At 74.8% G+C, this 22,956-nt stretch carries 15 protein-coding genes; 8 read left to right on the top strand and 7 right to left on the bottom strand.

Features of this window, described 5'->3' with window-relative positions:
* The first annotated feature begins 40 nt into the window (after positions 1-40).
* The 3 genes from ACI799_RS15365 (at position 41) to ACI799_RS15355 (ending at position 8,342) form a co-directional block, all read left to right on the top strand.
* Positions 41-5,056: an NAD-glutamate dehydrogenase gene (locus ACI799_RS15365; protein ID WP_456590168.1), complete on the top strand. Its 5,016-nt coding sequence runs from the start codon at positions 41-43 to the stop codon at positions 5,054-5,056.
* A gap of 71 nt (positions 5,057-5,127) precedes the next feature.
* Positions 5,128-6,987, top strand: a complete 1,860-nt coding sequence (locus ACI799_RS15360) for a glycoside hydrolase family 15 protein (protein ID WP_456613417.1) — start codon at positions 5,128-5,130, stop codon at positions 6,985-6,987.
* Positions 6,984-8,342 (top strand): glucose-6-phosphate dehydrogenase, encoded by a 1,359-nt coding sequence (locus ACI799_RS15355; RefSeq protein WP_456597607.1) that lies wholly within the window; start codon positions 6,984-6,986, stop codon positions 8,340-8,342. The genes ACI799_RS15360 and ACI799_RS15355 overlap by 4 nt, the downstream gene beginning before the upstream one ends.
* 110 nt (positions 8,343-8,452) lie before the next feature.
* Here the strand turns inward: ACI799_RS15355 and ACI799_RS15350 are convergent, their stop codons facing one another.
* Positions 8,453-9,871, bottom strand: a complete 1,419-nt coding sequence (locus ACI799_RS15350) for an amidase (RefSeq protein ID WP_456613416.1) — start codon at positions 9,869-9,871, stop codon at positions 8,453-8,455.
* A 63-nt stretch (positions 9,872-9,934) separates the two neighbouring features.
* On the opposite strand from ACI799_RS15350, the gene ACI799_RS15345 reads away from it, so the two are divergent.
* Positions 9,935-11,677, top strand: coding sequence for a DEAD/DEAH box helicase (locus tag ACI799_RS15345; protein WP_456590172.1), 1,743 nt, complete (start codon positions 9,935-9,937; stop codon positions 11,675-11,677).
* A 12-nt stretch (positions 11,678-11,689) separates the two neighbouring features.
* Here ACI799_RS15345 and ACI799_RS15340 read toward each other — a convergent pair whose 3' ends face one another.
* The 3 genes from ACI799_RS15340 to ACI799_RS15330 form a co-directional block, all read right to left on the bottom strand.
* Positions 11,690-14,290: a SpoIIE family protein phosphatase gene (locus tag ACI799_RS15340; protein ID WP_456600040.1), complete on the bottom strand. Its 2,601-nt coding sequence runs from the start codon at positions 14,288-14,290 to the stop codon at positions 11,690-11,692.
* 140 nt (positions 14,291-14,430) lie between these two features.
* Positions 14,431-15,177, bottom strand: coding sequence for a peroxide stress protein YaaA (gene yaaA / locus ACI799_RS15335; protein WP_456613415.1), 747 nt, complete (start codon positions 15,175-15,177; stop codon positions 14,431-14,433).
* Positions 15,178-15,199: 22 nt separating this feature from the next.
* Positions 15,200-15,988: an exodeoxyribonuclease III gene (locus ACI799_RS15330; RefSeq protein WP_456613414.1), complete on the bottom strand. Its 789-nt coding sequence runs from the start codon at positions 15,986-15,988 to the stop codon at positions 15,200-15,202.
* A gap of 164 nt (positions 15,989-16,152) precedes the next feature.
* On the opposite strand from ACI799_RS15330, the gene ACI799_RS15325 reads away from it, so the two are divergent.
* Entirely contained in the window at positions 16,153-17,697 is a 1,545-nt protein-coding gene (locus ACI799_RS15325) for an LCP family protein (protein ID WP_456590176.1), read from the top strand.
* Positions 17,698-17,736: 39 nt separating this feature from the next.
* Here ACI799_RS15325 and ACI799_RS15320 read toward each other — a convergent pair whose 3' ends face one another.
* A complete protein-coding gene (locus ACI799_RS15320) occupies positions 17,737-19,341 on the bottom strand; it encodes an ABC transporter permease (protein ID WP_456600039.1) in 1,605 nt (534 codons plus the stop codon).
* A complete protein-coding gene (locus tag ACI799_RS15315) occupies positions 19,338-20,267 on the bottom strand; it encodes an ABC transporter ATP-binding protein (protein WP_456590178.1) in 930 nt (309 codons plus the stop codon). Before ACI799_RS15315 ends, ACI799_RS15320 begins: the two co-directional genes overlap by 4 nt.
* Positions 20,268-20,342: 75 nt before the next feature.
* On the opposite strand from ACI799_RS15315, the gene ACI799_RS15310 reads away from it, so the two are divergent.
* Both ACI799_RS15310 and ACI799_RS15305 read left to right on the top strand, forming a co-directional pair.
* The gene (locus ACI799_RS15310) at positions 20,343-20,852 is read left to right on the top strand and encodes a GbsR/MarR family transcriptional regulator (protein WP_456613413.1); all 510 of its coding nucleotides are present in this window, start codon (positions 20,343-20,345) and stop codon (positions 20,850-20,852) included.
* Between the two features lie 77 nt (positions 20,853-20,929).
* Positions 20,930-21,448, top strand: coding sequence for an N-acetyltransferase family protein (locus ACI799_RS15305; RefSeq protein ID WP_456590180.1), 519 nt, complete (start codon positions 20,930-20,932; stop codon positions 21,446-21,448).
* Positions 21,449-21,518: 70 nt separating this feature from the next.
* Here the strand turns inward: ACI799_RS15305 and ACI799_RS15300 are convergent, their stop codons facing one another.
* Positions 21,519-22,469 (bottom strand): acyl-ACP desaturase, encoded by a 951-nt coding sequence (locus tag ACI799_RS15300; protein WP_456590181.1) that lies wholly within the window; start codon positions 22,467-22,469, stop codon positions 21,519-21,521.
* A 206-nt stretch (positions 22,470-22,675) separates the two neighbouring features.
* Here ACI799_RS15300 and ACI799_RS15295 point away from each other — a divergent pair, with 206 nt between their 5' ends.
* Positions 22,676-22,891 (top strand): hypothetical protein, encoded by a 216-nt coding sequence (locus ACI799_RS15295; RefSeq protein ID WP_456590182.1) that lies wholly within the window; start codon positions 22,676-22,678, stop codon positions 22,889-22,891.
* Positions 22,892-22,956 lie beyond the last annotated feature (65 nt).

Raw genomic sequence — 22,956 nt, 5'->3', positions numbered from 1 at the left:
GCCGTGACGACGGTCTCAGTGGGCAGTAGCGTGGCCTGACATGGCCAGTGACACCGGTGTCGCCCCGGGGACCCCGGTGCGCGACCGGGACGGCGGGCCGGGGGGCGGCTCCCTCACCGAGCTCGCCGCCCTCGAGGCCGGCCGCGACGAGAAGAAGCTGCTCCTGCGCGAGGCGGCCCGCGCCGCCGTCGCCGAGGCCGGCCGCGGGTCGCCGGCGCTCCCTCCGGGCTGCACCGCCGACGACCTGCCGGCGTTCCTGCGCCGGTACTACTGGAGCGAACCGGCCGAGGAGGTCCTCGCCACCGATCCTGCCCAGCTGGCCGCGCTCGCCCTCGGGCACCTCTCCCTCGCCGAGGTCCGCCCGGTCGGCGCAGCCATCGTCGACGTGCAGGCCGTCCCGCGCGGGCAGGGCGCCGGCCGGACGGTGATCCGGCTCGTCACCGACGACATGCCGTACCTGGTCGACTCGGTCACCGCCGAGGTGGTCCGCCAGGGATTCCGGCTCGAGCACGTGGTCCACCCGTTGCTGGTCGTCCGCCGCGACATCCGCGGCCGGATCACCGCCCTGTGCGACAGCCTGGACGCCGCTGCCTGCGGTGACGATGCCGTCGCCGAGTCGTGGATGGCCGTCGTGCTCGACGGCCCGCTGGACGGCGAGGCGGCCGGTGACCTGGTGACGGGCCTGCGCGCCGTCCTCGACGACGTGCGTGCCGTCCACGAGGACGGCGACCGGATGCGCGCCCGGATGGTCGCCCTCGCCGCCGAGCTCGACGAGCTGGGCCCGGTGAGCGGGGCCGGCCCGGAGGCTGCCGATGATCCCGCCGACGACCCCGCCGAGGCCGCAGCGCTGCTCCGCTGGCTCGCCGAGGGCAACTTCGTGCTCCTCGGCGCCCGCGACGTCGAGATCACCGCAGGAGTGGACGCCGTCGCCCGGCCGGTGCCCGGGACGGGCCTCGGAGTTCTCCGCAGCGACACCGACATGGCCCGCTCGGCGACCGCCCCGCCGGAGGCCCCGGGGCTCACCGGGCGCCACCGGCTCACGGTCACCAAGGCCGACACGCGCTCGACGGTGCACCGCCGGGCGTGGCTGGACCTGGTCGCCGTCACCCTGCCGCACAGCGATGGCGAGACCCGACGGCGCCGGTTCGTCGGGCTGTTCCCGTCCACCGCGTACGGCACGAGCGTGCTCGACGTCCCGCTCGTGCGCCGCCGCGTCGCCGAGGTGGTCCGCCGTTCCGGCGTCCCGGCCGACAGCCACACCGGCAAGCAGCTGCTCGACATCCTGGAGACCTACCCCCGCGACGAGCTGATGCAGGTGGGGGCCGACGAGCTCCTGCCGGTGGCGATGGCGGTCCTGCACCTGCAGGAGCGGCGCCAGACCCGCCTGTTCCTCCGGCAGGACCCGACCGGGCGGTTCTGGTCCGCGCTGGTCTACCTGCCGCGCGACCGGTACACCACCGAGGTCCGGCTCGCGATGCAGCGGCTGCTGCTCGAGCGGCTGGGCGGCTCCGGCATCGAGTTCACCGCCCGGTCCACCGAGTCGGTGCTCGCCCGGCTGCACTTCGTCGTCCGGTTGCCGGTGGGCAGGCAGCGCTCGGCGCCCCCGGTGGACGTGGACGTCGAGGGGCTGCAGGCCGAGTTGGCCGCGGTCGCGCGCAGCTGGACCGACGACCTGTCCGCTGCCCTCTCGGCGCGCTTCGGCGCGGACGCGGAGAGAGTGTTCTCCCGGGTCGCCGACGCCTTCCCCGCCGCCTACCAGGAGGACTTCCCCGCCGAGCGCGCCGTCGAGGACCTCGAGCGCCTGGACGGCCTCGCTCCCGGCGACCTGTCGCTGCGGCTGTGGACGCCGACCGGTGCGGCCCCGGGGGAACGCCGGCTGTCGGTGTACCGGGTCGGCGAGCGGCTGCTGCTCTCGCAGATGCTGCCCATGCTGCAGAACATGGGCGTCGACGTCGTCGACGAGCGGCCCTACGAGATCGACCGGATCGGGGCGCCACCCACCTGGATCTACGACTTCGGCGTCGCCGTCCCCCAGGTCGAGCTACCGCTGGTCCGCTCCCTGCCGGAGCGGTTCACCGAGGCCGTGGCCGCGGTGTGGCGCGGGGACGCCGAGGACGACGGCCTGGGCGCGCTGGTCATGCTCGCCGGGCTGAACTGGCGGCAGGTGACGGTGGTGCGGGCCTACGTGCAGTGGCTGCGCCAGGCCGGGCTGCCGTTCAGCCAGGCGTACGTCGAGCAGACCCTGGCCGCCCACCCCGGCGTGGTCGCCCGGCTGGTGGCGCTGTTCGAGACCCGCTTCTCGCCGGGCCGGGTGACCGGCCGCGACGCTCGGCAGGCCGATCTGGTCGAGGCGCTGCGCCGCTCGATCGGCGAGGTCGCCTCGCTCGACGCCGACCGGGTGCTGAGCTCCCTGCTGGCCGCGGTGACCGCCACCCAGCGGACGACGTACTACGCCACGTCGTCGACCCAGCCCACCCCCCTGGCTCTCAAGCTCGACCCGGCGGAGGTGCCCGATCTCCCCGAGCCCCGGCCCGCGCACGAGGTCTGGGTGAGCTCACCCCGCGTGATGGGCGTGCACCTGCGGTTCGGCAAGGTCGCCCGTGGCGGGCTGCGCTGGTCCGATCGCCGGGAGGACCTGCGCACCGAGGTGCTGGGGCTGGTGAAGGCGCAGATGGTGAAGAACACCGTCATCGTGCCCACCGGCGCGAAGGGTGGCTTCGTCGTCAAGCGCCCGCCGGGGGAGGGGGCCTCCCGCGAGGAGGTGCTCGCCGAGGGGCAGGCCTGCTACCGGCTGTTCATCGGCGCGCTGCTGTCCCTCACCGACAACCTGGTCGAGGGCCGGGTCGTCCCGCCGCCGAAGGTGGTCCGCCACGACGGCGACGACAGCTACCTGGTCGTCGCCGCGGACAAGGGGACGGCGACCTTCTCCGACCTGGCCAACGAGGTGGCGCTGGAGCGCGGCTACTGGCTGGGCGACGCCTTCGCCTCGGGCGGCTCGGTCGGCTACGACCACAAGGCCATGGGCATCACCGCCCGCGGGGCCTGGGAGTCGGTCACCCGCTACTTCCGCGAGCTCCACCTCGACGTCCAGCGCGACGACTTCACCGTCGTCGGCATCGGCGACATGTCCGGGGACGTGTTCGGCAACGGCATGCTGCTCTCCGAGCACATCCGGCTGGTGGCGGCGTTCGACCACCGGCACGTGTTCGTCGACCCCACGCCCGACGCCGCGACGTCGTTCGCCGAGCGCCGTCGGCTGTTCGCGCTGCCCCGGTCGTCGTGGGCGGACTACGACACCTCGCTGATCAGCGAGGGCGGTGGCGTCTGGCCGCGCACGGCCAAGACCGTGCCGGTGTCCGAGCAGATGCGGGTCGCCCTCGGGCTGCCCGGGAACGTGACGGCGCTGAGCCCGGTCGAACTGATCCGCGCGGTGCTGCTCGCGCCGGTGGACCTGCTGTTCAACGGCGGGATCGGCACGTACGTGAAGGCCGCGACCGAGAGCCACCTCGAGGTGGGGGACAAGGCCAACGACGCGGTGCGCGTGGACGGCGGGCAGCTGCGGGTCCGGGTGGTGGGGGAGGGCGGCAACCTCGGCCTCACCCAGCGGGGCCGGGTCGAGTACGCGCTGGCCGGTGGCCGGGTGAACAACGATGCCATCGACAACTCGGCCGGCGTCGACACCTCCGACCACGAGGTGAACATCAAGATCGCGCTGAACCGGGTGGTCGACGAGGGGCGGATCGACGCCGAGGGCCGGGCGGCGCTGCTCGGCGAGATGGCCGACGACGTCGCCGCCGCCGTCCTCACCGACAACCACGCGCAGAACGCGACCCTCGCCGGGGAGGCCGCGGCGGCGCGCAGCCTGCTGGACTCCCACGAGCGGTTCATCCGGTCGCTGGAGCGGTCGGGGCGGCTCAACCGTTCGGTGGAGGCGCTGCCCGACGCCCGCGGTCTGGCCGAGCGCCGTCGCGACGGGCAGGGGCTGACCAGCCCGGAGCTGTCGGTGCTGCTGGCCTACGCCAAGCTGCAGACCGGTGACGCCGTACTGGCCTCCCCGCTGCCGGACGACCCGGCCCTGGAGGAGCTGCTGATCGGCTACTTCCCCGCCCCGCTGCGCAACCGGTTCCCCGCCGCGGTCACCAGCCACCCGCTCCGCCGTGAGATCATCGCCACCGCGCTGACCAACCGGGCGGTCAACATCGCCGGCGTCACCGGCCTGTTCCGGCTGGGGGAGGAGACCGGCGTGCCGCTGCCGGCGGTCGTCCGGGCGCATGCGGTGGCGCGGGCGGTGTTCGGCATCGATGGCCTGTGGGACGCCGTCCGCCCGCTCGACAACCAGGTCTCCGCCGCCACCCAGGTCGAGGTGCGCACCGAGGCCACCCGGCTGGCCGAGCGGGCGACCCGCTGGCTGCTCCGCCAGCCCGACCTCACCGCGGAGACCGCGGCTCCCCTGGCGGAGGTCACCGCCCGGTTCGCCCCCGCGGTGGCGCAGGTGGCCGGCGGGCTGCCCGGTTGGCTGCTGGGCAGGGAGGCGGAGGCGTACGCGTCCCGGGCCGCCCGGCTCCAGGAGGCCGGCCTGCCCGCGGAGCTCGCAGCCCGCGTCGCGGCCGCACCGCTGATGCCCGCCGCGCTCGACCTCGCGGTGGTCGCCGAGCGCACCGGGGCACCCGTGGCCCTGGTCGGCCGGGTCATGCAGCGACTGGCCGAGCGGCTCGGCCTGGTCGCCCTGCGCGAGCAGGTGACCGCCCTGCCCCGCGACCGCCGCTGGCCCGCGATGGCCCGGGCCTCGCTGCGCGACGACCTCGCCATGGAGCAGTCCTCGCTGACCGAGGACGTGCTGAGCCTGCGCACCGCGGACACCGACGACGCAGACGAGCTGGTGTCGAGGTGGGAGGAGGGCTGGGCCGCCGCGCAGCACCGCGCGGCCGCCCAGCTGGCCGACATCACCGCCGGGGAGCGGCAGGAGCTCGCGGAGCTGCTGGTCGCCGTCCGCACCCTGCGCGGGCTGCGCCGACGCCGCCAGGCCCGGCGCCTGCCGCGCCCCGAGGAGAAGTAGCCGCCGCCGAATGACTCCGCGCCCTAGCGGGCAGGGTCGGGGCGTCCGCCGTCCCGACCTGAGGAGCCGCTGTGCCGCTGCGCCCGCTCGACCGCACCGACGGGTACCTGCCCATCGAGGACCACGGCCTGATCGGTGACGGCCTCACCTGCGCGCTGGTGGCCCGGGACGGCAGCATCCCCTGGCTGTGCCTGCCGAACTTCGACAGCCGGCCCTTCCTCGCCGGCATCCTCGACGCCAAGCGCGGCGGCAGCTTCGGCATCGCTCCGGCGGGGCTGCGGGAGTCGGCCCAGCGCTACCTGCCCGACACGGGGATCCTGGTGACCGAGCTGCAGGGCGCCGACGGGCGGCTGGAGCTCACCGACTGCATGACGCTGCGCTCGGGGTCCGACCTGGGCGAGCAGGTGCCGCCGGGGCGGGGGGAACTGCTGCGCCTGGCCCGGGCGGTCGGGGGTCGGGTGACGGTCGAGGTCCACCTCGACCCGCTCGACGGCGTCCAGGTGCGGCGCGAGCTCGGCGCGTGGCGCATCCTCTGGCCGGCCCACCCGGAGCTCGAGCTCTCCCTGTGGTGCTCGCACGAGTTGTCCGTCGACCGGACCGGCGCCCTGAGCGCCCGCGTGGAGCTCGACGACGGCGAGCTGCTCACCTGCACGCTGCACTGGTCGGGGCAGACGCACACCCGGTCGCGCACCGCGCCCCAGCGGCTGGTCGACCAGACCGCCGCCGCCTGGCGGGACTGGGCCGGGCGCATCCAGTACGACGGCCCGCAGCGGGAGCTCGTGCGCCGCTCCGCGCTCACGCTGAAGCTGCTCGACCACGCCTCCACCGGCGCGATCATGGCCGCGGCGACCTCCTCGCTGCCGGAGGCGATCGGCGGCGTGCGCAACTGGGACTACCGCTACACCTGGGTGCGCGACGCCGCCTTCACCACCTACGCCCTGCGCCGGATCAGGATGCACGAGGAGGCCGACTCGTTCCTGGCCTGGACGCTGCGCAACATCGAGCGCGACGACCGGGCGAGCATCGTCTACACCCTCGACGGCCGGCGCCCCGGCCTGGAGTGGCAGGACCTCACGCTCTCGGGGTACCGGGGATCGGGGCCGGTCCGGTGGGGCAACGGGGCGGCGCGGCAGGTGCAGCACGACGTCTACGGCGAACTGCTCGACGTCGCCTACCAGTGGGCGCGCGCCGGCGGCGAGGTGTCCCCGCCGCTCTGGCGCGCCCTGTGCGAGCTGACCGGCCAGGCGATCGCCAACTGGCGGACGCCGGACAACGGCATCTGGGAGATCCGCGCCGCGGGCCGGCCCTTCACCTACTCCGTCGCCCTGTGCCACGTCGCCGTCGACCGGGCGTTGCGCATCGCGGACCTCTGCGGGCTGCCGCACCCCCGGCGGGAGTGGCAGCGGGAGGCCGACCTGATCCGGGCGACGCTGCTCGAGCAGGCCTGGGACGACGAGCGGGGGACCTTCACCGAGCACCTGGCGCCGCCGGGGGAGGCGCAGCGGGGCGGGCTGGACGGCTCGCTGCTCACTCTGCCGCTGCGCCGGGTCGTCGCCGCGGACGACCCGCGCATGGTGGCCACCACCGAGGCGGTCCGCCGGCACCTCGACGCCGGCGACGGGCTGCTCTACCGGTACCTGCACGACGAGTCGCCCGACGGGTTGCCCGGGGGTGAGGGCGCCTTCCTGCTCTGCAGCTTCTGGCTGGTCGACAACCTGGCCGGTCAGGGCCGGCTCGACGAGGCGCACTCGCTGTACGACTCGCTGTGCGGGCGGGCCAACGAGGTCGGTCTGCTGGCCGAGGAGGTCGACCCCTCGACGGGTGCCTTCCTCGGCAACTTCCCGCAGGCGTTCAGCCACGTCGGGGTGATCACGAGCGGGTGGAACCTGGCTCGTGCCGAGTCGGCGCGGGCGGGGGAGGAGCGGGCATGAAGCGGTCGTTCGTCGTCCTCGGTGGGAGCGGTGACCTCACCGGCCGGTTGCTGCTGCCCGGGCTGGCCGAGCTCGTCGAGGCGGGAGTGCTCGACGAGGAGGTCGACGTCCTCGCGGTGAGCCGGGAGGAGTGGAGCGACGAGGACTACCGGGGGTGGGCGCGCCGCCGGCTGGACGCCCACGCCGCCCACGTCCCCGAGGGCACCCGGGACCGGGTCGTCGGTCGTCTCCGCCACGTCCGCGGGGACGTCACCGTGGGCGAGGACCTGCGCCGGGCGCTCGACCGGGTCGAGCACGTGCCGGTGGTCTACCTGGCGCTGCCGAACACCGTCTTCCGGCCGACCCTGGAAGCGCTGGTGGAGGTGGGGCTTCCCGACGGGGCGATCGTCGCCGTGGAGAAGCCGTTCGGCCGGGACGGGGCCGACGCGCGCGAGCTCAACCGCCTCCTCCACCAGCTGGCGCCGGAGGACGCCGTCTTCCGCATCGACCACTTCCTCGCCAAGCAGACGGTGCTCAACGTCCTGGGGCTGCGGTTCGCCAACCGGTTGTTCGAACCGGTGTGGAACGCCGCGCACATCGAGCGCGTGGACATCGTCTTCGACGAGACGCTGGGGCTGGAGGGCCGGGCCGGCTACTACGACACCGCCGGCGCCCTGCGCGACATGCTGCAGAACCACCTGCTGCAGCTGCTGGCCCTGGTGGCGATGGAGCCACCGCTGACCGTCGACGCGGCGGGGCTCGCGGCCCGCAAGGGCGACGTGCTGCGCGCCGTCCGGCCGCCGGAGGACGTGCGCCGGGACACCGTGCGCGCCCGGTACACCGCCGGCACCGTCGGCGAGCGGGCGCTGCCCGACTACGCCGTCGAGGAGGGCGTGGACCCGGACCGGGGGACCGAGACCTACGCCGAGTTCACCGTGACCATCGACAACTGGCGGTGGTCGGGCGTCCCGTTCCGCCTGCGGAGCGGGAAGGCACTGGGCGCCCAGCGGCGGGAGATCGTGATCCGCTTCCGGCCGGTCCCGCACCTCGCCTTCACCGACGAGGATCCCGAGCCCGACGTCCTGCGCATGCAGCTGGACCCCGACGGCATCGCGCTGGAGGTCAACCTCAACGGCGCCGGCGACCCGTTCGACCTCGAGCGGCGGACCCTGGACATCGCCCTGCCCCCGGCCGGGCTGTCGGCCTACGGGTTGCTGCTCCGGGAGATGCTGGCGGGCGACGCCGCGCTGTCGATCAGCGACGTCGAGGCCGAGGAGTCGTGGCGGATCGTGGAGCCGGTCCTCGCCGCGTGGGCGGCCGGCGAGGCGCCGTTGCTGGAGTACCCCGCCGGCTCCGACGGCCCCACCCCCGCTTGACGTGCGAGATCTGCACACTCGCCCCCATCAGGGACCTGATGGGGGCGAGTGTGCAGATCTCGCCCGGTCTAAGGAGATCTAGCTGGAGCGCTAGAACCCAGTAGACGAGCTCAGAGGGCCGGCCGGCGCTCGCCGAACCGGGTCGCCTGCTCGAACGCGTGCCCCACCTCGAGCACCCGCCGGTCGGCCCGGGCCGGGCCGATCACCTGCAGGCCGACCGGCAGCCCGTCCGCGGTGAAGCCGCCGGGCACCGACAGCGCCGGGCAGCCGGTGGCCGAGATGACCGTGCAGGAGCGCATCCACTCCAGGTAGTTGTCCTGGTGGACGCCGGCGATCTCGGTCGGGTACTCGATCTCCACCGGGAAGGGCAGCACCTGCGTCGTCGGGGCGAGCAGCACGTCGTACCGCTCGAAGAACGCGACCATCCGCTCGTGCAGCTTCGTGTGCAGCTGCTCCGCGCGGGCCAGGTCGGCGCCGGTGAGCTCCGCGCCCCGCGCCGCGTTCCAGCGGATCGACTCCTTGACCTGGTCCGGGTGGCGGCGGATCAGCTCGCCGAACGACGCGTCGAACAGCCACGCCCGCAGCGTGCCGAACACCTCGTCGGCGCCGGAGAGGTCGGGGCAGGCCTCCTCCACCGTCGCTCCCAGCGACTCGAACACCGCGATCGACGGCGCGAGCCCGGCGGTGATCGCGGGGTCGACGGTCACCTGCCCGCCGAGGTCGGGCGCCCAGGCCACCCGCAGCCCGTCCAGCCGCTCGGGCAGGGGTGCGGCGAACCCGGCGCCGGGCTCCTCCAGCGCGATCGGCACCCGGGGGTCCGGCCCGGCCAGCACCGACAGCTGCAGGGCGACGTCGGCCACGGTCCGCCCCATGGGCCCCTGCACCGAGAGGGTCGACCAGCCCATCGGCGCCGGCCAGGTGGGCACGCGGCCGGGGGTGGGCCGCAGCCCGACGACGTTGCAGAACGCGGCCGGGTTGCGCAGCGAGCCGCCCATGTCGCTGCCCTCGGCCAGGGGCACCAGCCCGGCCGCCAGCGCGGCCGCGGCCCCGCCGCTGGAGCCGCCGGCGGAGAGCCCGTGCCGGTAGGGGTTGTGGGTGGCGCCGAACACCGGGTTGAAGGTGTGCGAGCCCGCCGCGAACTCCGGCACGTTGGTCTTGCCCACGCGGATCGCCCCGGCGCCCACCAGGCGGGCCACCACCAGCTCGTCGGCGTCCGGCACGGTGTCGGCGTGCACCGGAGAGCCCCAGGTCGTGCGCATGCCCCCGGTGGCGTGGGTGTCCTTGTGCGCGACCGGGAGCCCGTGCAGCGGGCCGAGCGGCTCGCCGGCGGCCTGCGCGGCGTCGGCGGCGTCGGCGGCGGCCCGGGCGGCCTCGGCGTCCAGCGTCACGATCGCATTGACCCGCGGGTTCACCCGCTCGATGCGCCGCAGCTGCGCCTCGAGCAGCTCCCGGGCGGACACCTCCCGGCGGCGCACGAGTGCGGCCAGCTCGGTGGCGGGGCGGGTGCAGAGCTCGTCGTCGGCGGTCACCCCGGCAGCCTGCCAGAAGCCCGCGTGCGTGCGGGTGCGGCCTCCGGGGAACGATGACCGGTGATGACCGACGAACGCACCACTGCCGACGACGCGGGCTCCGCGGACACCACGAACGAGGGCACGACCTTCGAGGGCACCACCTTCGAGGACCTGGGCCTGCGCCCCGAACTGCTGAAGGCGCTCGGTGCCCTCGGCTACGAGGAGCCGACCCCCATCCAGCGCGAGGCCGTCCCGCCGCTGGCGGAGGGCCGGGACCTGCTGGGCCAGGCGGCCACGGGTACCGGTAAGACCGCCGCCTTCTCGCTGCCCGTGCTCCAGCGGATGCCGGCCCACCGCACCGACCGGGACCCGGTCGCGCTGGTGCTGCTGCCCACGCGGGAGCTCGCCGTCCAGGTGTCGGAGGCGCTGCACCGCTACGGCCGTGACCTGGGCGCCCGCGTGCTGCCCGTCTACGGCGGGGCACCGATCGTGCGGCAGCTGCGCTCGCTGGAGTCGGGCGTCGACGTCGTCGTCGCGACCCCCGGCCGCGCCCTCGACCTGCTCAACCGCGGCGCGCTGCACCTCGGCGAGATCGCGACCGTCGTGCTGGACGAGGCCGACGAGATGCTCGACATGGGCTTCGCCGAGGACCTCGAGGCGATCCTCGACGCGACCCCGGAGGAGCGGCAGACGGTGCTCTTCTCGGCCACGATGCCCCGCCGCCTGGACGCGCTGGCGCGCCGCCACCTCACCGACCCGGTGCGGATCACCATCGCCCGGGAGCGGGCGGCGCCCGGTACGGCGCCCCGCATCCGGCAGACCGCCTACGTCGTCCCCCGCGGTGCCAAGCCGGCCGCGCTGGGCCGGATCCTGGACGTCGAGGCGCCGACGGCGGCGATCGTCTTCTGCCGCACCCGCGAGGAGGTCGACTCCCTCACCGAGACCCTGAACGGCCGCGGGTACCGGGCCGAGGCCCTGCACGGCGGGATGAGCCAGGAGCAGCGCGACCGGGTGATGGGCCGGCTGCGCGGGGGGACCGCGGAGCTGCTGGTGGCCACCGACGTCGCGGCGCGCGGGCTGGACGTCGAGCAGCTCACCCACGTCGTCAACTACGACGTCCCGTCGGCGCCGGAGTCCTACGTGCACCGCATCGGCCGGGTCGGCCGGGCCGGCCGCGAGGGGGTGGCGATCACGCTCGCCGAGCCCCGGGAGCACCGGATGCTCAAGACCATCGAGCGGGTCGCGGGCGCGCCGATCGCCGTCGAGAAGGTGCCCACGGTCGCCGACCTGCGGGCCCGCCGGCTCGACCTCACCCGGGGCGCGCTGCGGGAGAGCCTGCTCACCGACGACCTGGACCGCTTCCGGGTGGTCGTCGAGACCCTCACCGACGAGTTCGACCTCATGGAGGTGGCGCTCGCGGCGGTGAAGCTCGCGCACGAGGCGGCCGGGCCGGTGGACGACGACGAGGAGATCCCCCAGGTCTCCTTCCGCCCGGAGCGGGACGGCGGGCGCGCGGGGGGCGGCCGGGACGGCGGGCGCCGGGACGAGCGCGGCGGCCGTCCGGCCGGGCGCTCCGGCGGCGCTCCGGGCGCGCGCCTGTTCGTGGGGGTGGGCCGGGACGCCGGCATCCGGCCGGGCGACCTGGTCGGCGCCATCACCGGGGAGACCGGGCTGACCGGGCGCGACGTCGGGTCGATCGAGATCCACCAGCGGTTCGCCCTGGTGGAGGTGCCCGAGTCCGCGGCCGACGAGGTCGTGCAGGCGCTGCGCGCCACGATGATCAAGGGGCGCAAGGCGCAGGTGCGGCGCGACCGCGGCCGCTGACCCACCGGCGGGCTAGGCCCCGGCCGGATCCTGGGGCACGGTGGGCGGCACCCGGACCGGTCCGGCCTCGGCCGGCCGGGGGCGGTCCTGGGGGTGCAGCCGGACCGCGACCAGCGCGACGTCGTCCTCGGGCCGGCCGTGCACCAGCCGGTCGAGCAGTTCGTCCAGCAGGTGCTGCAGCGGCAGGTCGGCCAGCTCGACCACCGCCTCGCGCAGCCGCTGGATCCCCTCGTCGAGGTCGGAGTCGCGGCGCTCGACGAGCCCGTCGGTGTAGAGCAGGACCGTCGAGCCGCGCTCGAGCGTGGCCACCGTCTCCCGCCGCTGGGTGCTGGGGTCGACACCGAGCAGCAGGTCGCCGGTCCACTCGCCGAGCTCCGCCACCTTGCCGTCCGGGGTGAGGACCAGCGGCGGCAGGTGCCCGGCGTTCGCCCAGCGCATCCTGGTGACGCCCTGGCCCAGCTCCTCGGGGGTTTGCTCGAACCGGGCCACGGCCGCGGTGGCCAGCGTCGGGATCTGCAGCGTCGTCATCGAGGCGTCGAGCCCGCGCAGGACCTCGCCGGGGCCGGCGTCGCTGTAGGTGGCGACCCCGCGCAGCAGCCCGCGCAGCTGCCCCATGGCGGCCGCGGCCTCGGTGTCGTGCCCGACGACGTCGCCGATGACCAGCATCGTCGAGCCACCTGGCTGCAGAAAGGCGTCGTACCAGTCCCCGCCGACCCGGGCGGCCTCCGCGGCGGGGAGGTAGCGCACCGCGATCTCGGCGTGGTCGGGCTCGGGGGGCTCGGTGAGCAGGCTGCGCTGCAGCCCCTCGGCGAGTTGCTGCTGGGCGGTGTACAGCCGGCCGTTGTCCAGGGCCAGACCGGCGCGGTCGGCGGCCTCCTGGGCGGTGGCCAGGTTCTCCGCCTGGGTCGGGGTCGCACGGGTGTAGTAGACGGTGAGCAGGCCCAGCGTGCGGTTGCGCCCGCGCATGGGCAGGACGACGGCCTCGCGGGGGCCGAGCCGGGCCAGCAGGTCCCTGGCCTCGCCCGGGGCCATGAGCTCCAGCACCGCGGCCCCGTCGCTGCGCTGCTGCTCACCGGTGCGCAGCGCGATCGCGGCCGGCGAGTCCGGCGGCATCGAGTCCATCCGCACGCTCCGGTACCGCTCCAGCACCGGGCACATCGCGGGGTCGGCGTGCCAGCCGCCGACGTCCCGCGGCCGGCCGTCCTCGTCCACGATCGTGACGATGCAGAAGTCGGCGAGCGCCGGCACGACCAGCTGGGGCAGGTGCGCCATCGCTGCCTGCTGGTCCAGGGCGCCGGCCAGGTCGGCGCTGACGCGTGCCAACAGCGCCAGTCGCTGGGCCGACCGCTCCGCCTGCTCCTGCATCCGGCGGCGCTCGGTGACCTCGAGGAAGTACACCGAGAGCCCGTCGGGGCTCGGCCAGGCGCGCAGCTCGTACCAGCCGTCCAGCGGGGCCGGGTAGTAGGCGTCGAACGACACCGGCTCGCCGGTGCGGACCGCCTGGTCGAAGCCGTCCTCGAAGACGCTGTTGAGCGCGTCCGGGAAGGCCTCCCACAGCACGCGGCCGAGCAGCTCGTCGCGGGTCACCTGCAGCAGCCGCTCGGCCTCGGCGTTCACGTGGGTGAACCGCCAGTCGCGGTCGAGGCTGTAGAAGCCGGCGGGCATCGCCTCGAGCACCCGGGTGACCAGGGTGGCCGCCTCCCGCTCGCCGGTGATGTCGAAGGCGGCGCCGAGCAGGCGGACGGCGGAGCCGTGGCGGTCGGGCAGCGCCCGGCCGCGGGCGTGCACCCACCGGGTCTCGCCGTCGGGTCGGACCACGCGGTAGGTCGCGTCGAAGTCGCCGCACTCGTCGATGGCGTTCTGCAGCGCCTCCCCGACCGGCTCCAGGTCGTCCGGGTGCAGCCGCGCGTTGAACGCCTCGATCGTCTGGTCGAAGCCCTCGGCGTCGTAGCCGAACAGCGTGATCAGCTGCTCGTCCCAGATCAGCTGCCCGGTCGCCAGGTCCCAGTCGAACGTGCCGACCTCGCCGGCCTCGGTCGCCAGCTCCCAGCGCACCCGGTCGTTCTCGGACCGCCGCAGCAGCGCCGAGAGCTCGAGCTCGGTCATCACCGAGCCGGCCAGCTCGCGGAGCGTGTCGATCTCCGACGCGGCCCACGGCCGCGGCTCGGGGTCGAAGACGCAGAGCGCGCCGACGACGGCACCCGAGGCGTCGGTGAGCGCGATGCCCAGGTAGGAACCGACGGCGCCGGCCCGGACGGGCGGGAGGTCGCGGACGCGCTCGTCCGACCGGGCGTCGGGAACGACGAGCGCCTCCCCCGCGGGCAGCGCGGCGGTCACCGTGCAGAGGGATTCCTCGAGCGGTCCGGTGGTGCCCACGGCGGCGGCGCCGGTGCCGGCGGCGACGTGCTGGATGTCCACCAGCAGAGAGACCTGGCTCCCGCTGGTGCCCAGGAGCCGGGCGGCGAGCGCCGCGAGGCGGTCCAGGCCGGTGAGGTCCCCGTACGGGAGGACGGCGCGGGCAGCCGCCACCCGGGCGGGATCCTGCCGCAGCTGGGCCGCCGACCAGGCGCCGAGGGTCGCTGCCGCGCCGACCGTGCGGTCCGATCCGTCCACCGAAGCCCTTCTGCCCCGGCGGTCGCCGGATCCGTGACACCGGGCGCCGCACTGTTCGGGCGCACCGGATCACCGCAGTTATGTCACGACTAGCCGGTTGCGTGCAACCAACTGCTCGGTATGGGCGGGAGAGATGGGCCTCACCGGGCGGGCACGACCAGGGTCAACGCCGTGCCGCCGTCATGTTCCACGTGCAACCCCGCCCGCCTCAGCAGTCCCCTGAGCCGCACGACGTCGTCCGGCTCGGCCGTCGTGCTGGCGAGCAACCGGGCCACCCGGCCCTTGTGCGCCTTGTTGAAGTGGCTCACCACCGCGCGGGTGCCGTCGGGCCGTTCGCTCAGCACGGTGACCGTGACCGCGCCGGGCGCGGGGGCCAGCGCCGCGTAGGAACCGCTGCGCAGATCGACGACGAGCCCCTCGACGCCGTCGAGCACCGGCCCGAGCGCCGGCCGCCACAGGGCGCGCAGGGTGGGCCGACCGGGCAGCGCGGAGCCCGCCGACAGGCGGTAGGCCGGGATCCGGTCCCCGCCGGCGACCAGGCCGAACAGCGCCGACCCCACCGCCAGCCGGCGGTCGGCGCGGGCCCGTTGCGCCCGGGAGAGGGAGCCGATGTCCAGGGCGTCGTAGAGGACGCCCGTGTAGCGCTGCAGGGCCGGGAGCGTGCTGGCGGAGAAGAGGGCCGCGTTGCGGGCGATCTCCTCGTCCTGCTTCGGGGAGAGCCCGAGCGCCGCCCGGGAGGCCGGGACGTCGCCGGCGAGCTCCACCAGCGCCTCGGTGAGCTGGGTCCGCACCGGGGTGAGCTGCGGCGCGGTGAGCGCGGCGAGGTCGAGCGGAGGGCCGTCACCGCCGGGGGCCTTGGTCTCCGACGGGGGCAGCAGGACGAGCACGAGGCGCCAGCCTAAGCGCCCGTCAGCTCAGGTCGACCACCACCGGGGCGTGGTCGCTCGCGCCCTTCCCCTTGCGCTCCTCGCGGTCGATGAACGCCCCACCGACCCGCGCGGCCAGCGCCGGGGACCCCAGGACGAAGTCGATGCGCATGCCCTCGCGCCGGGGGAAGCGCAGCTGCGTGTAGTCCCAGTAGGTGTAGACCCCCGGGCCGGGGGCGTGCGGGCGGACCACGTCGGCGTACCCGGCGTCGACCACCGCCTGGAAGGCCGCCCGCTCCGGGGCGGAGACGTGCGTCGACTGGCTGAACACCGACATGTCCCAGACGTCGTCGTCCTGCGGGGCGATGTTCCAGTCGCCGACGAGGGCGACCTGCGCGGCGGGGTCCTCGGCCAGCCAGCCCGCCGCCGTGTCCCGCAGGGCGGCCAGCCACTCCAGCTTGTAGGTGTAGTGCGGGTCGGCCAGCGTGCGCCCGTTGGGCACGTAGAGGCTCCACACCCGGACGCCGGCGCAGGTGGCGGCCAGCGCCCGCGCCTCGCAGGTGGTCTCCTCGCCCCAGCACGGCTGACCGGGGAAGCCGACGGTGACGTCCTCCAGCCCCACGCGGGACAGGATCGACACCCCGTTCCACTGCGAGTAGCCGACGTGCGCGACCTCGTAGCCGAGCGCCGTGAACCGGTCCAGCGGGAACTGGTCGTCCCGGCACTTGGTCTCCTGCATGGCCAGGACGTCGACGTCGTGCCGCTCCAGGTAGGCCGCGACGCGGTCGGCGCGGGTGCGGATCGAGTTCACGTTCCAGGTGGCCAGGCGCACGACCCGGAGCTTACGGAGAGCCACCGACGGAGCGGCCCGGCCGCCCCGGGTGTCGGTGTCGCCGGATCGGGCGGACCTGCCCGGAGGGCCGGCCGCGGGCGTCCCGACCTGGCCGAACGGTGGGAGCATGGCCGCGTGAGCTGGGCTGGCGCGGAGGGCGTGGGATGACCGTCGGGACGACACCTCCCGCCCCGCAGCGTGGAGCGCGGGCGTCGGGGGCCGTTCCGCGGCGCGGGTTCGGCGCCGCCCTCGGCTGGACCGTCCTCGGCGCGCTGGTGCCCGGCGTCGCGCTGCTCGCCGCCGGCCGCCGACGGCTCGGCGCGGTCGTCCTCACCGTCTTCCTCCTCCTGGCCGCCGCCGCCGGGTGGCTGGCCACCGGGGGACAGCGGTTCGCCGCCCGCACCCTCGTCGACACCGACGTCCTGCTCTGGACCACCATCGGCATCGGCGTGCTGGCCGCGCTGTGGATCGCCGTCGTCGTGGCCGGCTACCGGATGCTCGTGCCGGCCGGCACGTCGCGCGGGCGGCGCGTCGCCGGCGGGTTGGTCGTGGCGGTGCTCGTCGTGGCGATCGTCGTCCCGGCCGTCTTCGTGGGGCGCCTGGCGACGACGTCGCGGGACCTCATCGCCGGTGTGTTCGACGACGACCGGAGGTCGGCCACCGTCGACGAGGAGCCGGACGACGGCACCGCCGAGCTCTTCGGTGGGCGCGAGCGGGTGAACGTGCTGCTGCTGGGGGGCGACGGCGGGGAGGGGCGTGAGGGCGTTCGCACCGACACGGTCATCGTGGCCAGTACCGACACCGCCACCGGCGAGACCCTCCTGTTCAGCCTGCCCCGCAACCTCCAGGACCTGCCGTTCCCCGAGGACAGCCCGCTGGCCGAGCTCTACCCCGAGGGCTTCGACGCCGGCAGCGAGAGCGAGAGCCTCCTCAACGCCGTCTACCGCAACGGCCCGGCCTGGTACCCCGACGCCCTCGGCCCCACCGACGACCCGGGCGCCGACTTCCTGAAGCTGGGCGTCGGGGAGGCCCTCGGCCTGCGGATCGACTACTTCGTGCTGGTCAACCTCGAGGGGTTCAGCCGGCTGGTCGACGCGCTCGGTGGGATCACGGTCAACGTGAACTACTACGTGCCCATCAACGGCGACCCGGGCACCGGCGAGCTGCCCGACGACTACATCGAGCCAGGGCCGGACCGCCGCATGGACGGGTACACCGCGCTGCAGTTCGCCCGGGGCCGGTTCGGGTTGAGCGACTACGACCGCATGGCGCGGCAGCGCTGCACCATCTCCGCGATCGTCGACGCCGCCGACCCGGTGACGCTCCTGCAGCGCTACCAGCAGCTGGCCGCGACCACCGAGGACATCGTCAGCACCGACATCCCGCGCTCGCGGCTCGACGACTTCGTCGACCTGGCCTTCCTCGTGAAGGACGCCGAGATCCGCAGCGTCGTGTTCGACCCCTCGGTGATCGATCCCGCGTATCCGGACTACGACCGGATCCGGCAGCTCGTGCAGGAGGCGATCGACCCGCCGCCGGCGCCTGCGCCTGCGCCGCCGGGGGACGGGGCGCCGGGGGCGGAAGCCCCTGGACCGCCGGAGGCCCCCGAGCCGGAGGACGACCCGGTCATCGACGTCGCCGACGCCTGCGCCTACGACCCGGCCCGTGCGGCCGAGGCGCGCGCGGAGGGCGAGCCGCCGACCAAGTGAGTACCCGGGCGGATGCCGGACAGCCCAGGGCGGTGCCGCTCAGCCCAGGGCGATGTCCCGCCGGCGGAAGCCGGTGAAACCGGCCGCCAGGAGGACGCCGGCGACACCGGCCAGCCCGACGAGTGGCGCGAGTCGCCACTCCTCGAGCGGCAGCGTCGGGATCCAGGCGATCGGCGACAGGTCGCTCACCCAGCCCGGCCAGTCGAACGACTCGGCGAACATGGTGATCACGAGGAAGAGCCCGACCGCGGCCCACGCCACGGCCGCGGCCAGGCGGGGCAGCAGCCCGAAGAGCGCGACGGCGACGCCGGCGACGACCCAGATGGCCGGGACGTAGGAGACCGCAGCGCCCACCATCCGGCCGAGCGCCGCCGCGTCCCCCGTCTGCGCCACCCGCACCAGCCCGGTGGTCACCCCCGCGGCGGTCATCGCCAGCGCCGAGCCCAGCAGCGCGACCAGCACGTGGCTGCCCAGCCAGGCCGGGCGGCTGGTCGCCGTGGCGAGCAGCACCTCGGCCCGGTCGTCCGACTCCTCGGTGCGGGCCCGGAGGACCGCCGACACCGCGTAGGCCGAGGCCAGCAGTGCCGTGACGGCGAACGTTGTGCCGAGGTAGGCGTCGACGAGCCGGCCGAGGTCGGGGTCGCCGAAGACGGCCAGTGCCTGCTCGTTCCCCGCGATCAGCGTCTCGACCGACTCCGCCAGGGCGCCGTAGACCACGCCGAGCAGGCCGAGCCCGACCGTCCAGGCGATGAGCGCACCGCGGTGCAGCCGGAGCGCCAGCCCGAGCGGGGAGAGGAGTGCCCGCCGCGCGGTGGGCCGGCCGGGCCGGGGCTGCACGAGCCCGGAGCCGAGGTCCCGGCGGTCGAGCAGGGCAAAGCCGGCGACGACGAGGACGGCGGCGACGACGAGGCACAGTGCCAGGGGGGCGGGGGCGTCGTCGGTGAACGGGTGCGTGGCCTGCGCCCAGCCGATCGGCGAGGTCCACACCACCCAGTTGCCCTCGATGTCGCCGATGGCGCGCAGCACGAACGCGACGGCGAACAGCCCACCGACCAGGCCGTAGACGCCGCGGGTGGAACCGGTGGCCTGGGCGGCGACCGCGGTGATCCCGGTGAAGACCAGCCCGCACGCGCCCACCGACGCGCCGAGCACGAACGAGCCGACCGCCGGCAGCCCCGAGGCCGTCGTGGCCGCGCCGATGGTCAGCGCCAGCACGACGCACGCCAGCGAGGAGAGCAGCACGGCGGCCAGCAGCGGCGCGTGCCGGCCGACGCGCGCCGACCGGAGCAGCTCGGTGCGGCCGGCCTCCTCGTCGGCGCGGGTGTGCCGGGTGACGGTGAACATCGCCATCAGCGCGGCGATCAGCATCAGCGTCGCGGAGATCTCGAACGCGACCGCGCCGGCGACGGTGTCCAGCCCGACCGGGGGGCCGGCCAGCGCGATGGTCGCCGCGTTGCTGCCGACCGAGGCCTGGTACGCGGCCAGGTCGGCGGGGGTGTCGTAGAGGGCCTGGCTGGAGACGGACTGCGTGAGCACCATGAAGGTGCCGGCGGCGATCCAGATCGGCAGCCGCAGCCGGTCCCGGCGCAGGGCGAAGCGGAACAGGGCGCCGGTGCCGGCGAGCGTGCTCGATGCGTTGCTCACGACCGCCCCGCCTCCTGGGGAACGGGCACGCCGTCGGCGGCGAGCTCGTCGCCGTAGTGCCGGAGGAACAGCTCCTCGAGGGTGGGCGGGGTGCTCGTCAGGCCGCGCACGCCCAGGGGGGCGAGGTGGCGCAGCACCCCGTCGAGCGCGTCGGTGTCGACGTCGAAGTGCACCCGGCCGTCCTCGTGCCGCAGGTCGTGCACCCCGGGCAGGGAGCTCAGCCCGTCGGCGGGACGCTCGGTCTCCACCGCCATGGACATCCGGGTGAGGTGGCGCAGCTCGGCCAGCGTGCCGCTCTGCACGGTCCGGCCGAGCCGGATGATGCTCACCCGGTCGCAGAGGGCCTCGGCCTCGGCGAGGATGTGGCTGGACAGGAGCACCGTCCGGCCCTCGGCGCGCAGTTCGCGGATGCACTCCTGGAACACGGCCTCCATGAGCGGGTCCAGGCCCGAGGTCGGCTCGTCCAGGATGAACAGCTCCGCGTCGGAGGCGAGCGCCGCGACGAGGGCGACCTTCTGCCGGTTGCCCTTCGAGTAGGTGCGCGCCTTCTTCCGAGGGTCGAGGTCGAAGCGCTCCAGCAACTCCGTGCGGCGCCGCGGATCGAGGCCGCCGCGCAGTGCGCCGATGAGGTCGATCGCCTCGCCACCGCTGATGGTCGGCCACAGCGTCACGTCCCCCGGGACGTAGGCGAGCCGGCGGTGCAGCGCGACGGCGTCGCGCCACGGATCACCGCCCAGCAGCTCGGTCCGGCCCGCGTCGGGGCGGAGCAGGCCCAGCAGCACGCGGATGGTCGTGGACTTCCCGGACCCGTTCGGGCCGAGGAAGCCGTGCACCTCGCCGGAGGCGACCTCGAGGTCGAGGCCGTCGAGGGCGCGGGTGGCGCCGAAGGTCTTCACCAGGCCGGAGACGGAGATGGCTGTGGTCACGGCGGCAGAACCTACACTCATTTCACAAAGTTGTGAAGTTCATTGCGTGCCCGACGGGTCCGGTACCGTGAGGGAGTGACCAGCGTGGATGCGACGGACGAGGAGCGGGCCACCCTGCTCCGCTTCGTCGAGCGGTTCGCCCTGGTCCTGCGGGAGTCGGGCATGCCGCCGATGCCGGCCCGGGTCTTCGCCTACGCCCTCGCCGACGACGCCGACCGCTACACCGCCGCCGAGCTGGCCGAGGGGCTGCAGGTCAGCCCAGCCGCGATCAGTGGCGCGGTCCGCCAGCTGGTGCAGGTCGGGTTCCTCGTCCGCGAACGGGAGCCGGGGACGCGCAGCGACCTCTACGTCCTCGACGACGAAAACCTGTGGACGCGGTTCGCCGGGGCGGAGCTGGCGGCGTTGCAGCGGTTCGAGGACGTCGTCGCGGGGGGCATCGAGCTGATCGGCGTCGACCGCCCGGGCGGTCGCCGGCTGGCCGAGACCCGGGAGTTCCTCGCCTTCCTGCACGAGGTACTCGCCGAGGCGGTCGCCCGCTGGCCCGCGGAGCGGGTCCGTCGCGTCGTACCCGGCCGCGCCGGCTGACCCGGGGCGCGGGCACACGCCCGCTGCGCGCCGAGGGGCGCCGCAGGCCGCCGAGCGCCGCCACGGAGAATGGCCGGGTGCCCGCTCCCTCCGTCCGGCCCGTTGCCACCGTCGACGCGGCGCTGCGCGCCGAGCTGCTCGCCTGCTGGACCGACGTCACCAACGCCGGCGGCGCCGTCGGGTTCGTGCCGCCGGTGACGCAGGACGACGTCGTCCCGCTGCTCGACAAGCTCCTGGAGGGCGTCCACTCCGGCCGGGACGTGCTCGCCCTGCTCGAGGTGGACGGCGAGACGGCGGGCTTCGCCAGCGTCGTCGGGTCGCTGAGCCCGCTGCGCCGCCACTGGGGGACGGTGCTGCGGGTGCAGGTGCACCCCTCGCGTCAGGGCCAGGGTCTCGGTCGGGTGCTCATGGACGGGGTGCACCGGATCGCCCGGGACCGGGGCTGGGAATTCCTGCACCTGACCGTTCGCGGGGGCACCGGCGTGGACGGGTTCTACCGGGGGCTCGGCTACCAGGAGGTCGGGCGGCTGCCCGGCGCGATCCGGGTCGCACCGGGCGACGACCGCGACGAGATCGTCATGGCCTGTCCGCTCTGAGCGCCGGGCGGACGGTTCGAGCCGCCGCCCGTCGCCCTCGCGTCAGACCCCTCGCGTCAGACCTCTTGCGTCAGACCTGGACCGGGACCTCGCCCTTGGCCGCCATGCGGGCCCGCATCCGCTCGCGGCTCTCCACGAACTTCGTCGCTTGGGCGTCGAGGCCGGCGAGGAACTCGGCCAGCTGCTCGCGGGCCTGCTCGCCCTCGGGGCCGAGGTCGCTGCGCTCGAAGACCTTCCAGGTGCGCAGGATCGGGCTGACCACCTCGTCGTGGTGCAGCCGCAGGTCGTAGATGCCGGCCTTGGCGATGATCGTGGAGTTCTTCCGGAAGTTGGCCATGTTCGCGCCGGGCATCTCGAAGGTCATGACCTCCTTGGCGACGGCCTTCATCATCTCGTCGGGGTCGATGTCGAACGCCGCCGTCACCAGGTTGCGGTAGAAGATCATGTGCAGGTTCTCGTCGGTTGCGATGCGGGCCAGCAGCTTGTCCGCGATCGGGTCACCGGTGGCCTTGCCGGTGTTGCGGTGCGACACCCGGGTGGCGAGCTCCTGGAACGAGACGTAGGCGACGGCCTCGAGCGGGGTCTTGTCTCCGGAGTCGTAGCCGGTGGTCATGTAGTCCATCCGGGCCCGCTCCAGCTCCACCGGGTCGACGCCGCGGGTGACGACCAGGTAGTCGCGCAGCGCGACACCGTGCCGCCCCTCCTCCGCGGTCCAGCGGCCCACCCACTGCCCCCAGGCGCCGTCCCGGCCGAAGCGGGTGGCGATCTCGCGGTGGTAGCTGGGCAGGTTGTCCTCGGTCAGCAGGTTCACGAACATCGCGGCCTTGGCCGTCGCGTCCAGCCGGGACTGCTCGGGGGACCAGTCCTCGCCGCCGAGGAAGGCGAAGTTGCGCCCCTCGTCCCAGGGCACGTAGTCGTGCGGATGCCATTCCTTGGCCATCCTGATGTGCCGGTCGAGGTTCTCCGCGACCACCGGTTCGAGCTCGGTGAGCACGGCTGCCTGCGGGGATGTCTGGGGCATGGGGACCTCCGGGTCGGCTCGACCTGCGTCGTCGCAACCTACGCCGACGTGGCTCCGGTCGTGCTCGTACGGGTTCCCCCGACGGCCTGTCGCTACCCCTCGATCGGGCATCCGGGAGGAAGCGCCCGCCCGGCCCCGCCGTCCGACCCGAACGGGCCGGCTGCCGTCTCCGGTCGGCGCGCGGGCCGGTTTGGCAGGGTGGGGGCATGACCGACCCGTCCCCCGGCGCTCCCGTCTCACGCAACGCCCGCCGCGAACGCCTGATCGGACTGCTCGTCCTGGGGGTCGCCTTCGTGCTCCTGGTGTCCTCGCCGACCTGGTTCGCCGCCGAGCAGGCGGGCGTGGGCATCGGCCAGCTGGCCGTGGCGGTGGTGCTCGCGGTCGTCGGCGGTCTCCTCGTCCGTCGCGCCACCCGGGGCTGAGTGCTCGAACCGTCGCGCGACGGCCGTTCCGCGCCGCCGGGCCTCCTCGGCCAGCTGCCGCATCG

It is taken from the genome of Blastococcus sp. SYSU DS0753 (assembly GCF_054051175.1).
This window is presented reverse-complemented; position numbering and strand designations above follow the sequence as displayed.